11 protein-coding genes and 2 rRNA genes (1 of these 13 only partly in view) are annotated in these 13660 nt (G+C 68.7%); 10 read left to right on the top strand and 3 right to left on the bottom strand.

Features of this window, described 5'->3' with window-relative positions; translation table 11 throughout:
* The 3 genes from OG552_RS20850 to OG552_RS20860 form a co-directional block, all read left to right on the top strand.
* Positions 1-2749: ribosomal RNA gene (locus tag OG552_RS20850) — 23S ribosomal RNA — on the top strand; it begins 393 nt to the left of the window's first position.
* A 93-nt stretch (positions 2750-2842) separates the two neighbouring features.
* A 5S ribosomal RNA gene (gene rrf, locus OG552_RS20855) occupies positions 2843-2959 on the top strand.
* A gap of 83 nt (positions 2960-3042) precedes the next feature.
* Positions 3043-3693: an HAD family hydrolase gene (locus OG552_RS20860; RefSeq protein WP_329135125.1), complete on the top strand. Its 651-nt coding sequence runs from the start codon at positions 3043-3045 to the stop codon at positions 3691-3693.
* 52 nt (positions 3694-3745) lie between these two features.
* On the opposite strand, the gene OG552_RS20865 is transcribed toward OG552_RS20860, so the two are convergent.
* Positions 3746-4894, bottom strand: a complete 1149-nt coding sequence (locus tag OG552_RS20865; RefSeq protein ID WP_329135126.1) for an FAD-dependent oxidoreductase — start codon at positions 4892-4894, stop codon at positions 3746-3748.
* Positions 4891-5595: a TetR/AcrR family transcriptional regulator gene (locus OG552_RS20870; RefSeq protein WP_329135128.1), complete on the bottom strand. Its 705-nt coding sequence runs from the start codon at positions 5593-5595 to the stop codon at positions 4891-4893. The genes OG552_RS20865 and OG552_RS20870 overlap by 4 nt, the downstream gene beginning before the upstream one ends.
* A gap of 121 nt (positions 5596-5716) precedes the next feature.
* On the opposite strand from OG552_RS20870, the gene OG552_RS20875 reads away from it, so the two are divergent.
* The 7 genes from OG552_RS20875 to OG552_RS20905 all read left to right on the top strand — a co-directional run bounded on the left by OG552_RS20875 (position 5717) and on the right by OG552_RS20905 (position 12239).
* The gene (locus OG552_RS20875; RefSeq protein WP_329135130.1) at positions 5717-7051 is read left to right on the top strand and encodes an MFS transporter; all 1335 of its coding nucleotides are present in this window, start codon (positions 5717-5719) and stop codon (positions 7049-7051) included.
* Complete coding sequence (locus tag OG552_RS20880; protein ID WP_329135132.1) at positions 7020-8192, top strand: acetoin utilization protein AcuC; 1173 nt, start codon at positions 7020-7022, stop codon at positions 8190-8192. Before OG552_RS20875 ends, OG552_RS20880 begins: the two co-directional genes overlap by 32 nt.
* A 180-nt stretch (positions 8193-8372) precedes the next feature.
* The gene (locus OG552_RS20885; protein ID WP_329135135.1) at positions 8373-9197 is read left to right on the top strand and encodes a phosphatase; all 825 of its coding nucleotides are present in this window, start codon (positions 8373-8375) and stop codon (positions 9195-9197) included.
* A 127-nt stretch (positions 9198-9324) separates the two neighbouring features.
* Positions 9325-9540: a helix-turn-helix domain-containing protein gene (locus OG552_RS20890; protein WP_329135137.1), complete on the top strand. Its 216-nt coding sequence runs from the start codon at positions 9325-9327 to the stop codon at positions 9538-9540.
* Between the two features lie 137 nt (positions 9541-9677).
* The gene (locus OG552_RS20895; RefSeq protein ID WP_003948845.1) at positions 9678-9776 is read left to right on the top strand and encodes a 30S ribosomal protein bS22; all 99 of its coding nucleotides are present in this window, start codon (positions 9678-9680) and stop codon (positions 9774-9776) included.
* A gap of 160 nt (positions 9777-9936) precedes the next feature.
* Positions 9937-10974: an NAD-dependent epimerase/dehydratase family protein gene (locus OG552_RS20900; RefSeq protein WP_329135139.1), complete on the top strand. Its 1038-nt coding sequence runs from the start codon at positions 9937-9939 to the stop codon at positions 10972-10974.
* A 65-nt stretch (positions 10975-11039) separates the two neighbouring features.
* The gene (locus OG552_RS20905; RefSeq protein ID WP_329135141.1) at positions 11040-12239 is read left to right on the top strand and encodes a lysophospholipid acyltransferase family protein; all 1200 of its coding nucleotides are present in this window, start codon (positions 11040-11042) and stop codon (positions 12237-12239) included.
* A gap of 112 nt (positions 12240-12351) precedes the next feature.
* Here the strand turns inward: OG552_RS20905 and OG552_RS20910 are convergent, their stop codons facing one another.
* On the bottom strand, positions 12352-13626 hold the full coding sequence (locus OG552_RS20910) for a DUF5667 domain-containing protein (protein ID WP_329135144.1): 1275 nt from the start codon (positions 13624-13626) through the stop codon (positions 12352-12354).
* Positions 13627-13660 lie beyond the last annotated feature (34 nt).

Genomic DNA, 13660 nt, shown 5'->3' on the forward strand with positions numbered 1-13660 from the left:
AGGTCCGGCGTAGAGGGTAAGACCCCCGTAGCTGAAATGTCAGCGGCTCTCTTGGGAACCACCCAAGTAGCACAGGGCCCGAGAAATCCTGTGTGAATCTGGCGGGACCACCCGTTAAGCCTAAATATTCCCTGGTGACCGATAGCGGATAGTACCGTGAGGGAATGGTGAAAAGTACCGCGGGAGCGGAGTGAAATAGTACCTGAAACCGTGTGCCTACAAGCCGTGGGAGCGTCGCGATGCGTGCTTGCGCGTATCGTCGTGACTGCGTGCCTTTTGAAGAATGAGCCTGCGAGTTTGCGGTGTGTTGCGAGGTTAACCCGTGTGGGGGAGCCGTAGCGAAAGCGAGTCCGAACAGGGCGCCGTCTTTAATTAGACATTTAGTAGCATGCTCAAGACCCGAAGCGGAGTGATCTAGCCATGGGCAGGTTGAAGCGGCTGTAAGAGGTCGTGGAGGACCGAACCCACCAGGGTTGAAAACCTGGGGGATGACCTGTGGTTAGGGGTGAAAGGCCAATCAAACTCCGTGATAGCTGGTTCTCCCCGAAATGCATTTAGGTGCAGCGTCGTGTGTTTCTTGCCGGAGGTAGAGCACTGGATAGGCGATGGGCCCTACCGGGTTACTGACCTTAGCCAAACTCCGAATGCCGGTAAGTGAGAGCGCGGCAGTGAGACTGTGGGGGATAAGCTCCATGGTCGAGAGGGAAACAGCCCAGAGCATCGACTAAGGCCCCTAAGCGTACGCTAAGTGGGAAAGGATGTGGAGTCGCAGAGACAACCAGGAGGTTGGCTTAGAAGCAGCCATCCTTGAAAGAGTGCGTAATAGCTCACTGGTCAAGTGATTCCGCGCCGACAATGTAGCGGGGCTCAAGCGTACCGCCGAAGTCGTGTCATTGCAGCGTGAAGGGTTAACGCCCGTTGTGATGGGTAGGGGAGCGTCGTGTGCCGGGTGAAGCCGCCGCGTAAGCGAGTGGTGGACGGTTCACGAGTGAGAATGCAGGCATGAGTAGCGATACAAGAGTGGGAAACTCTTGCGCCGATTGACTAAGGGTTCCTGGGTCAAGCTGATCTGCCCAGGGTAAGTCGGGACCTAAGGCGAGGCCGACAGGCGTAGTCGATGGACAACCGGTTGATATTCCGGTACCCGCTTTGGAACGCCCAGTACTGAATCTTCTGATGCTAAGGCCGTGAAGCCGCCTTTGATCTCTTCGGAGTGATGGGGAGTGGTGGAGCCGCCGGCCCGATGGGGTAGTAGGTAAGCGATGGGGTGACGCAGGAAGGTAGTCCAGCCCGGGCGGTGGTTGTCCCGGGGTAAGGGTGTAGGGCGTGCGGTAGGTAAATCCGTCGCACATGGTGCCTGAGACCTGATGCCGAGCCGATTGTGGTGAAGTGGATGATCCTATGCTGTCGAGAAAAGCCTCTAGCGAGTTTCATGGCGGCCCGTACCCTAAACCGACTCAGGTGGTCTGGTAGAGAATACCGAGGCGTTCGGGTGAACTATGGTTAAGGAACTCGGCAAAATGCCCCCGTAACTTCGGGAGAAGGGGGGCCATTCCTGGTGATCACTCTTGCAGTGTGAGCTGGGGGTGGCCGCAGAGACCAGCGAGAAGCGACTGTTTACTAAAAACACAGGTCCGTGCGAAGCCGTAAGGCGATGTATACGGACTGACGCCTGCCCGGTGCTGGAACGTTAAGGGGACCGGTTAGTCATGCTTTGGTGTGGCGAGGCTGAGAACTTAAGCGCCAGTAAACGGCGGTGGTAACTATAACCATCCTAAGGTAGCGAAATTCCTTGTCGGGTAAGTTCCGACCTGCACGAATGGCGTAACGACTTCTCGACTGTCTCAACCATAGGCCCGGTGAAATTGCACTACGAGTAAAGATGCTCGTTTCGCGCAGCAGGACGGAAAGACCCCGGGACCTTTACTATAGCTTGATATTGGTGTTCGGTTCGGCTTGTGTAGGATAGGTGGGAGACTGTGAACCCTAAGCGCCAGCTTGGGGGGAGTCGTCGTTGAAATACCACTCTGGTCGTGCTGGATGTCTAACCTCGGTCCGTGATCCGGATCAGGGACAGTGTCTGGTGGGTAGTTTAACTGGGGCGGTTGCCTCCTAAAGGGTAACGGAGGCGCCCAAAGGTTCCCTCAGCCTGGTTGGCAATCAGGTGTTGAGTGTAAGTGCACAAGGGAGCTTGACTGTGAGACTGACGGGTCGAGCAGGTACGAAAGTAGGGACTAGTGATCCGGCGGTGGCTTGTGGAAGCGCCGTCGCTCAACGGATAAAAGGTACCCCGGGGATAACAGGCTGATCTTCCCCAAGAGTCCATATCGACGGGATGGTTTGGCACCTCGATGTCGGCTCGTCGCATCCTGGGGCTGGAGTCGGTCCCAAGGGTTGGGCTGTTCGCCCATTAAAGCGGTACGCGAGCTGGGTTTAGAACGTCGTGAGACAGTTCGGTCCCTATCCGCTGCGCGCGTTGGAGTCTTGAGAAGGGCTGTCCCTAGTACGAGAGGACCGGGACGGACGGACCTCTGGTGTGCCAGTTGTTCTGCCAAGGGCATGGCTGGTTGGCTACGTTCGGGAGGGATAACCGCTGAAAGCATCTAAGCGGGAAGCCTGCTTCGAGATGAGGGCTCCCACCCACGTGATGGGGTAAGGCTCCCAGGAGACGACTGGGTTGATAGGCCGGATGTGGAAGCCCTGTGAGGGGTGGAGCTGACCGGTACTAATAGGCCGAGGGCTTGTCCATGTGTGCTCGCGTCCACTGTGTGGTTCTGAAACAACCAGCCACCAACCCCTATCTCTGGGTTTTTGGGGTGGGTTGGTGTGTGTTTCATGGTGTTTCGGTGGTCATAGCGTTAGGGAAACGCCCGGTTACATTCCGAACCCGGAAGCTAAGCCTTTCAGCGCCGATGGTACTGCAGGGGGGACCCTGTGGGAGAGTAGGACACCGCCGAACAATTTTTGATAATGCCTCAACCCCCGTGCCTTCGCGCGGGGGTTGAGGCATTTCTGCGTTCGGGCACCGGCTAGGGTGCGGCTGTGCAGTACGAACTGGTCATCTTCGACAACGACGGCGTCCTCGTGGACAGCGAGCCGATCTCCAACCAGATCCTCGCGGACTACCTGACGGAGCTGGGCCACCCGACGACGTATGACGACTCGGTCCGCGACTTCATGGGTGCGGCGATTCACCGTATCCACGACGTGGTCCGGGAGCGGTCCGGGCAGAGCCTGCCCGAGGGGTTCAACGAGGCTTATCACGCACGGGTGTTCGCGGCCTTCGAGCGGGAGCTGGCGGCGGTCGACGGCGTGGGGGTGGTCCTGGAGAAGCTGGCCGCCGCGGGGGTGCCGTACTGCCTGGCCTCGTCCGGTACGCATGAGCGGATCCGGGTGGCCCTGCGGACGACCGGGCTCGCCGCCTACTTCCCCGAGGAGCGGATCTTCTCCGCCCAGGACGTCGGCCGCGGCAAGCCGGCACCCGATCTCTTCCTCCATGCCGCCCGCACCCTGGGCGTCGCCCCGCAGCGGTGTGCCGTGGTCGAGGACAGCCCGCTCGGCGTCCAGGCGGCCCGCGCGGCCGGCATGGACGTCTTCGGCTACACCGCGATGACCCCGGCGGCGAAACTCCTCGACGCCACAGCCCTCTTCAGCACCATGCGGGACCTGCCCGGCCTCCTCCTCCACCCGTAGCGCTCCACCCGTAGCGCTCCACTCGAAGCCCTCGGACAAGGCGGCAGGCAGGTCAGGGGCGGTAGCGGGACATCTGGTCAAGCAGCGGCTTGGGGGCGTCCGGGCTGAAGATGACCGGCTGGTTGGCGGCGGACGCGGCGGCGGAGGCGCGGCTGCGGGGGAAGAGGGCTTCCTCGTACGCGGTGAGGGCCTTTTCGGTGGCGTGGGGGTGGGTGAGGAGGGCGGTGGCGAGTTCGGCGCCGTCGAGCATGGCGAGGTTGGCGCCCTCGCCGGCGAAGGGGGACATCAGGTGGGCGGCGTCGCCGAGGAGGGTGACGCCGGGGGTGCGGGGCCAGTGGTGGTCGGCGGGGAGCGCGTGGATGGGGCGGGGGACGAAAGGGCCCTCGGCGTCGGTGATGAGGCCGCGGAGGTTGCCGGCCCAGCCGGCGAAGTGGTCGAGCAGATGGGCTTTGGTGGCTTCGGTGTCGGTGTAGTCGATGCCGTTGGTGGTGATCCAGTCGGCGGGGACCGTGAGGGCGTAGTAGAGGTGCAGCCGGCCGTCGGCGTCGCGGTGGGCGAGGATGCCCTTCTCGTCGCCGAGTGCGAAGAGCATGCCGCCGCCGACGGTCGCGGCGCTCACCGGGTGCCGGGTGTCGGCGTCGCGGATATGGGCCTCGACGAAGGAGATGCCGGTGTAGGCGGGGACGGCGTCGGAGAGCAGCGGCCGTATCTTCGACCAGGCTCCGTCGGCGCCGATCAGCAGGTCGGTGGTGAAGGTGGTGCCGTCGGCGAGGCTGACCTCGTGGCGGCCGGCGCCGAGCGGGCGGGCGCCGGTGGCTTTCGCGTTCCAGCGGACGGTGCCGGCCGGCAGCGAGTCGAGCAGGATACGGCGGAGGTCCTCGCGGTTGATCTCGGGGCGGTGGTTGCCGCTGTCGTCGTCGCTCTGCTCCATCCCCACGGCGCCGTGCCGGTCGAGGATGCGCAGGGCTTCGCCGCCGGTGTGGACGGCGGCGCGGAACGCGTCGTGGAGGCCGGCCAGCCGGAGCGCGGCCTGGCCGGAATCCTCGTGCATGTCGAGCATGCCGCCCTGGGCGCGGGCGGTGGGTGAGGCGTCGAGGTCGTAGACGGCCGCGGTGACGCCGTTGACGTGCAGGACGCGGGCCAGGACGAGGCCGCCGAGGCCGCCGCCTATGACGGCGATGGGGTGGTGGGTGCCGGTCATGGTGTTTCTCCTCGGGATTCTGTGGGCCGGGGGGTGTGCTGGATGCCGTTGATGAGCAGCTGGAAGCCCCAGGACAGGCGGGCCTCGGGCGGGCCCGACAGGAGGTCGTCGCCGAGGGCGGCGAGGTGCGGGTGGGTGCGGGGCGGGGCGTCCTGCAGGGCTTTGCCGAGGGCGTCCCACTCCTCCTGTGCGCCGGCCGTACGGTCCCGGGTGGCCTGTTCCGCGGCGGTGGCGGTGGCGTACTGGAGGAGCAGGTCGAGGCCCCAGGCGGCCCGGCCGGGTGGGACGCCGCCTTCGTCGAGGAGGGCGAGCAGGGTTTCGGCCAGGCGCAGGTAGTGCTCGCCGCTCGGGCGGGCGACGAGTGCGGACTGGGCGAGGGAGGGGTGCTGGAAGAGGACGCGGATGTAGGAGGTGAGGACGGCCTCCAGGCGGGTGCGCCAGTCCCCGCCGGCCGGGGTGAGGTCGACCGCGTCGAGGAGTTCGTCGAGGACCGCGGCGTGCAGCTCGGCGGTGTCGCGGACGTAGACGTAGAGCGAGGCGGGGCCGGTGTCGAGCTCCTGGGCGAGGCGGCGCATGGTGACGCGTCTGAGGCCCTCGGCGTGCATGAGCCGGACGGCGGTGGCGATGATGCCGGCCCGGGTGAGGGCGGGTTTGGCGGGCCGTTCGCGGCGGCTGCGCGGGCTGTCGGGGGCGGTGGGCATGTCTTCACCCTAACGAACATGTTCGTAGCGAACAAGTTCGTCGCGCCCCGGGCGTGGCGGCCCGGATTCGTCCTGCGCCGCACCTACTCATCCGTAGCCTGGCCGTTTACGCTGCTCGCTCATGGACGACGCTCGCCTGATCACGGCGCCGGAGGAGCTGCGGCACGGCCGCGCCGCCCTCGCGGTGAGCTTCTTCGCGCAGGGCGCCCTCTTCGCGCTGCTGGTGACGAGGATTCCGGCGATCCAGGACCGTTACGGGATCAGCGACGGCCTGCTGCCGGTGTTCCTGGCCGCGGTGCCGATCCTCGCCGGGGTCGGCAGTGTGCTGACGGAATCGCTGGTCAAACGGGTGCGGCCGAGTGTCGTCCTGCGCTGGGTGCAGCCCGTGGTAGCCCTGGTGCTGGTCGCCCTCGGCGCCGGCCACGAGCTGTGGGTGGCGGCGGTGACGCTGGCGCTCTTCGGGGTGTGCGTCGGCGGCCTGGACGCGTCGATGAACATGCTCGGGGTCAGCCTGCAGCGGGCGTACGGGCAGAGCATCATGCTCGGCTTTCACGCGGTCTACAGCCTCGGCGGGATCCTCGGGGCGAGTCTGGCCTGGTCGGGCGCGCACTGGCACCTGTCGCTCTTCTCGATCTACGGGCCGGCCGTGCTGGTGCTGATTCCGCTGACGCTCACCGCGAGCCGCTGGTACCGCGACCAGCGGGCCGGCGACGGCGCCCTCGGCGCCCTCGGTGTCGGCAGCGCCGGCAGTGCCGTCGGCGCCGTCGTCACGGCCGGTGCCGGCCATGACGACCGGGTGGACCGGGTCCAACGGGTCGACCGGGTGGATCCCGCCAAGCCCGGCGCGCCGGTCCAGCAGGTGGTGATGAAGCTGCTGCTGCCGCTCTGCCTGGTGATGACCTTCGCGTACATCGGCGACTCGACCGTCTCCAACTGGAGCGCGAAGTATCTGGAGGACGTACTGCACAGCTCGGAGCAGCTGTCCACGGTCCCGTACGCGGTCTACATGGTGACGACGCTGATCGGCCGGTCGGTGGGCGACTTCGGGGTCCGGCGGTTCGGGGCCGCGCCGGTGGTGCGGGTGGGCACGGTGGTGGCGGTGGCGGGGTTCGCGGTGGTGGCGGCGGCGCCCGGGCCGTGGGTGGGGATGCTCGGCTTCACGCTGCTCGGCTTCGGGCTCTGCGTGATCGTGCCGCAGACCTTCGCGGCGGCGGGGCGGATGTTCCCCGACGCCTCCGACTCGGCGATCGCCCGGCTGAACATCTTCAATTACGTCGGCTTCCTGATCGGTTCCCCGCTGGTGGGGGCGATCGGGGGCGCCTGGAGCTACCGCGGCGCGATGCTCGTACCGATGGTGCTGGTCGGGGCCACCTTGCTCTACGCGAAGACCTTTGACGCGGGTCCTGTTGGGTACGGTGTCGGCCATGAGCGGCCGCGCACAGCTGATGTGGGATGAGCAGGTAACCCAGTACGACTTCGGGCGCGGGCACCCCATGGACCCGGTGCGGCTGTCGCTCACCCGCAGCCTGATCAGGGCGTTCGGGCTCGACGGGGCGCTGAAGGTGGTGGCGGCGCCCGCCGCGGGGGACTCGACGCTGTCGCTGGTCCACCGGGCGGACTACGTAGCGGCGGTACGCCGGGCGTCCGCGGATCCGCGGGCGGCGGACACGGCGTACGGGATAGGGACCGAGGACAACCCGGCCTTCGCCGGGATGCACGAGGCGTCGGCGCTGATCGCGGGGCTCTCGGTGGGCGCCGCGGAGGCGGTGTGGCACGGCGGGAGCGAGCACGCGGTGAACTTCACCGGCGGGCTGCACCACGCGATGCCGGGAGCGGCGGCGGGCTTCTGCGTCTACAACGACGCGGCGCTGGCGGTGGCGCGGCTGCTGGAGCTGGGCGCGGAGCGGGTCGTCTACGTCGATGTGGACGTCCACCACGGCGACGGGGTGCAGACGGCGTTCTGGGACGACCCGCGGGTACTGACGATCTCGGTGCACGAGCATCCGCGGACGCTTTTCCCGCAGACCGGGTGGCCGGAGGAGACGGGCGGGCCGGCCGCGGAGGGCGGGGCGGTGAATGTCGCGCTGCCGGCCGGGACCGGTGACGCCGGGTGGCTGCGGGCCTTCCACTCGGTGGTGCCGGAGCTGGTCGCCGCCTTCCGGCCGCAGGTGCTGGTGTCGCAGCACGGCGCGGACACGCACTTCGAGGACCCGCTGGCGCACCTGGCGGTGTCGCTGGACGCGCAGCGGGCGGTGGCGCAGGCGTGCCACGAACTGGCGCACGAGCACGCGCAGGGGCGGTGGGTGGCGCTCGGCGGCGGTGGGTACGCGGTGGTGGACGTCGTGCCGCGGACCTGGACGCATCTGGTGGCCGTCGCGGCGGGGGTGCCGATCGATCCGTCGACGGCGGTGCCGGAGGAGTGGCGGCACGAGGTGTACGCGCGGACCCGGGAGACCGCGCCGCTGCGGATGACGGACGGGCGGGCGGTGGAGTGGGCGGCGTTCGAGGACGGCGGTTACGACCCGGCGTCGCGGGTGGACCAGGCGATCCTGGCCACCCGGCGGGCGGCGTTCCCGCTGCACGGGCTGCTGCCGTAGCTTCCCCGCGGGCCCGGGGGTTCCGGCCCGGTGTTCCCGCCCGGTTCGGGCGCCGGTTCCCGTGCCGCTCACCGGTCCTGGCGCCCAGCGACCCTGCCCCTCGCGGAACTTGTCACTCACATGAGGGGAATTTCGGCATTTGGGCACCCTCCTCCCGGGTGGACCGGGAGCATCTAGGGGGTGGTGAGTGCTGGGGAGTTGCGGGCGCATCTGGTGGCGGCGAGGGTGGCCGGCCGGGTGGCCACCTCGCGCGAGGAGAGCCTGCGCAGGTACGGGCTGTTCGCGGCGCGGGACCCGAGGGTGACCCTGGGGCTGGAGCCCGAGGGGGAGTGGGGGGCGGCGGAGCTGCTGCGGCTGATGGCCGACCGGTGCGGGGTGTCGGCCGACCCGCGGGAGACGTCGGGGGAGGATGTGATCGACCCGGACTGTACGGTGGCGGCGCTGGACGCGTTCGCCGAGCGGCTGGGCCGGGCGGCGCATGACCGGATTCCGGTGCTCTTGGGCACAGGACATCCACACCGTCTTCTCGGGTTCTACGCATCTTTGGCGGCGGCCCTGTCGGCGGCCGGATGTGTGGTTCTCACCCCCTCCTACGTCCGAGGCGTGGACATCCCGACCGAGTTCGGCGTACGCCGCCACATCCTTCGTTACGTCGCCGGAGTCGCTGTGGCCCGCCCGGCGGAGGGCGGCGGTCCGCTTACGCCGGAGTCCGCGCCGGGGGCGCACACCCACTCGCCGCTGCCGGTCAGAGCGGCTCTCGCGGGGGCCGCGGAACAGGGCGGAGTGCTTCCCGGCCTGGTGGTGGGGGACCACGGATTCATTTGCGGAGCAGGGCAGTTGGGATTCGAGGCGATCGGCCTGGGGGACAGTGACGATCCGGCGGTGTTCGTGGCCGAAGCAGAGGGCAGGATTTCGGTGGCAGTGCCACTCGATGACACCGTCCGGTCCGATTACTACCGCCCGCTGACCCGATACGTACTCAATCGAGCGTGGCTCTCACAGTAGTCAACCATTCGCAACTCCTCTTCCCCACTTGCATCATCCGCCCCTAATCTGTGGGGGAGCGCACATGCCTGTTTGAGTCGCCGGAGGGGAAGCCGGTGGCGTCATGTGCGGAAGGTTCAGGTGTGTCATGTCTGTAGCAGCTGAAAGTCGGCCTCTGAACGAGGTCGTGTTCCTGACCGTCGCCGAAGTGGCGGCGGTCATGCGGGTCTCCAAGATGACGGTGTACCGGCTGGTGCACAGCGGTCATCTGCCGGCGATCCGGGTCGGTCGGTCCTTCCGGGTTCCGGAGCAGGCCGTGCACGACTACCTCCGCGAGTCCTACGTGGGGGTGGAATCTGCCTGAGAAGGCCCGGTGACGGGCTGGTGACCGACAGCGCCGGCCGCGGTTACACCCGCCCCCTCGGGGCGGGTAGGCTTGGCCGACGTAGGTCGTGTGGGCTCGGACGCCCCGCACCGAGTGAAACCGAAGCGAGGGTAGTCGTGGGCTCTGTCATCAAGAAGCGGCGTAAGCGTATGGCCAAGAAGAAGCACCGCAAGCTTCTGAAGCGGACGCGTGTGCAGCGTCGCAACAAGAAGTAAGCGAGCCGTTCGTCGTCGCTCCCACTGCCCCCCTCGGCAGCCGTAAAGGCCGCCGAGGGGGGCAGTGGCGTAGGTGGGGGGAAGGACGGGTGGCGGGGCGCCACCGCGGTGCGCCGCTGTGACGGTACGGTGGCGGCAACCCCCCTAGGAGGCGCTGATCGTGGGCAAGGTGGTCCTCGTCACCGGAGCCGCGCGGCAGCTCGCCGGCCGGTTCGTACGTCGTGTGCAGCGGGAGCCCGAGGTCGAGCGGGTCATCGCGGTCGACGCTGTGCCGCCCGAGCACGACATGGGAGACGCCGCGTTCGTGCGGGCCGACATCCGGCAGCCGATGATCGGCAAGGTGCTGGCCCAGCACTCGGTGGACACCGTGGTGCATCTCGACGTCAGCGGCACCCCGCTGGGCTCCGGCGGCCGTACCCAGGCCAAGGAGACCAACGTCATCGGCACCATGCAGCTCCTGGGCGCCTGCCAGAAGGCGCCGACCGTACGGCGGCTGGTGGTCAAGTCCACCACCAGCGTCTACGGTTCCGCGCCGCGCGACCCCGCGGTGTTCAGCGAGACCACCCCGGTCAAGTCGCTGCCCAGCGGCGGCTTCGCGAAGGACGCGGTGGAGGTCGAGGGGTACGTACGGGGTTTCGCCCGGCGGCGGCCGGACGTGGCGGTCGCGGTGCTGCGCTTCGCCAACATCCTCGGGCCCAACGCGGACACCCCGCTGGCGGAGTACTTCGGGCTGCCGGTGCTGCCGACGGTCTTCGGGTACGACCCCCGGCTGCAGTTCGTCCACGAGGACGACGTCAACGAGGTGCTGGTGGTGGCCTCGACGGAGGCCAGGCGCGGCACGTACAACAACGGCACGTTCAACATCGCCGGGGACGGGGTGCTGCTGCTGTCGCAGAGTGCGCGCCGGCTGGGCAGGCCGACCGTGCCGGTACCGATGCCGGCCGTCACCTGGGTGGGGCGGATGCTGCGGACCTCCGGGGTGACCGATTTCTCGGCGGAACAGATCAGGCTGCTCACCCACGGCCGGGTGGTCGACACCCGGCAGATGCGTGAGACGCTCGGCTTCGAGCCGGCGTACACCACCGCGGAGACCTTCCAGGACTTCGCCGCCGCCCGTGGTCCGGGGCTGCTGCCGCCGGACCGGGTCCGGCACGTGGTGGACGGCGTCGCCGCGATGATCCCGGCCGACCGCCGATGACCGACGGCCGTACGGCGGACAGCCGTATGACGGAGCAGCCCGCAGCGGCGGAAGGAGCAGGAACCATGGCGGACGCCAAGGTCATCCCGTTCGGCGACGACTCGCGTGCGCGGCGCGGCGGCGCCGCGGGCGGTGGCAGGTCCCGGGCGCGCGGCCGTAAACCGGCTCCGCCCGAGGCGAAGCCGGCCACGGCGCCGACGCATGTCCAGCCGCCGCTGATGCCGGTGCCGGAGGCCGTACCGGAGGCCGTACCGGAGGCGGCACAGGAGGCGGCTCGGGATGCGGTGGAGGGCCCCGTGGCGGAGATCCCCGCGCAGGCGGCCGGCGAGCGTACGGCGCCGGCCGGACAGGAGCCGCCCGGGCCGTCGCAGGGCGGTCCCGGGGTCGCGGCGGCGCTGGGTGAGGTCGCGGACCGGCTGCTCGGCGGGCCGTGGGAGCGGAAGGTCGCCTCGGGGCTGTCGTTCCTGCGGCGGCGGGTCACCGGCGAGTACGAGGTGGACGAGTTCGGGTACGACGCCGAGCTCACCGACCAGGTGCTGATGGCTCTGGTGCGGCCGTTCTTCGAGCGGTACTTCCGGGTCGAGGTCAAGGGCATCGAGAACATCCCGGCGGAGGGCGGCGCGCTGGTGGTGTCCAACCACTCCGGGACGCTGCCGGTCGACGCGTTGATGACGCAGGTGGCGGTGCACGACCAGCACCCCGCCGGGCGGCATCTGCGGCTGCTGGCCGCGGACCTGGTCTTCATGATGCCGCTCATCAACGAACTGGCCCGCAAGGCCGGGCACACGCTGGCGTGCACGGAGGACGCGGAGTCGCTGCTGGAGCGGGGAGAGGTCGTCGGGGTCATGCCCGAGGGCTTCAAGGGCCTCGGGAAGCCGTTCGCCGAGCGGTACAAGCTGCAGCGGTTCGGGCGGGGCGGGTTCGTGGCGACGGCGCTCAAGACGAAGGTGCCGATCGTTCCGTGCTCGGTGGTGGGCGCGGAGGAGATCTATCCGATGCTGGGCAACTCCCGCACCCTCGCGCGCATCCTGGGCATCCCGTACTTCCCCCTCACCCCGACCTTCCCCTGGCTGGGGCCGCTGGGTGTCGTCCCCCTCCCCACCAAGTGGACGATCCAGTTCGGCGAGCCCATTCCCACCGACACCTATCCGCCGGAGGCGGCGGAGGACCCGATGCTCGTCTTCAACCTGACGGACCAGGTGCGGGAAACGATCCAGCACACGCTGTACGAACTGCTGGTGCAGCGGCGGTCGGTGTTCTTCTGATCTCTTCTGCGGTCCGAGGTCTGCGGTCTGCGGTCCGAGGTCTTAGGCGCGCGCACGGCGGAAGGCGGTCACTCCCTCATCAGGGGGTGACCGCCTTTGCTGTGGGGAGGGGTCAGTGGGAGTCGTCGTCGCTGAGGCCGAGGCCCGGGAGGAGACCGGGGAGCAGCGGGGGGAGGACGATCGAGTGGTGGGATGGGGTCGGGTCGCCGGTGGGGGGTGTGGTGGGGGAGGTCGGGGGGAGGCTGGGCGGGTCCAGGAGGTTCCCGGAGCCGCCGATGAGGCCGTTGGGGGCCGTTCCGGACGGCGTGGGGCTCGGGCTGCTGCCCGGGTCGCTCTGACCCGGCTGCGCACCGGTGGACGCCGATGCGGAAGGCGTCGCCGTGTCCTTGCCCGTGGGGTCGCTGCCCGCGTCCCCGGAGCCCGTGCCGTCGCTGTCGTCGTCGGAGCCCGACGTGCCGCGGTGCGCCTTGGGCTGCGGGAGCAGCGACTGCAGCGGTGCGACCTCTTCGTCTATGGCCGCGAAGACCGAAGTGACCTGTTCCGAGACGTCGGTGAGCTGACTCGGCAGCTTCCCCCGCATGTCCGTCCAGCTCTGCCGGTGCGACTGCGAGAAGGAGTTGAGCAGTTCGATCGGCTGCAGCGAGCCGTCCTCCTGATACGCCTGGGTGAGCAGCCGGTGGCCCTCGCTGGCCTCCTGGTGCATCCCCGACAGCGCCTTGCGCACCTCGCTGACCGACTCGTCGTCGAGTTGGCCGCCCCGCCCGCGGTCCATCAGCCGGCGGGCCTCCTGCATGCGCGTGGAGGCCATGTCGAGGTAGACCTCGCCACGGGAGGCGTCGCCACCCGCCATGTTCAGCTTGAGGTCCTCCATGCCGCGCTTGAGGCCGTAGAGGTGGTCGCCGGGCAGCGCGTTGGTGCTGGCCGCGGCCACCCCGCCGAAGGCCCCCGCGGCCACGCCGACGGTGAGACCGCCGACCGCGAGCCGCCGGGAGAGCCGGGAGCGCGGGCTGAGTTTGCGCAGCCGGTGGCTGCCCTGGCCGCTGCCTTCCGAGCGCTGTTCCGGGACGCGCGCGGTGGCCTCGAAGCTGCCGTCGGCGATGGCCTGCTCCATCGCGGCGATCAGCTGGGCCCGCTGGACCGTCTTGGTCTCATTGCTCAGCACCGGCCGGGGCCGTGAGCTGAGGGCCGCGGCGAGCGCCACCATGCCGGCCTGTTCGGGGTCGCTGTGCCGGGCCGCCGCATGCGCGCCGTGCCCCGCACCGCTGTGCACACCGTGCGCCCCGGCGCCGTCGTCCTCGACGCCGCCGGCGCCCTCGGTGACGGCAGCGTCCTCAAGGGCCTGGGCGAAGGCGTTCGCCCGGCGGTGTGCCGTTGCCTGTCCGATCACGGGCGGCACCTCCTCTCGTCATCCACACTCGACT

Origin of the sequence: Streptomyces sp. NBC_01476 (genome assembly GCF_036227265.1) — a bacterium.
Taxonomy (GTDB): Bacteria; Actinomycetota; Actinomycetes; order Streptomycetales; family Streptomycetaceae; genus Actinacidiphila.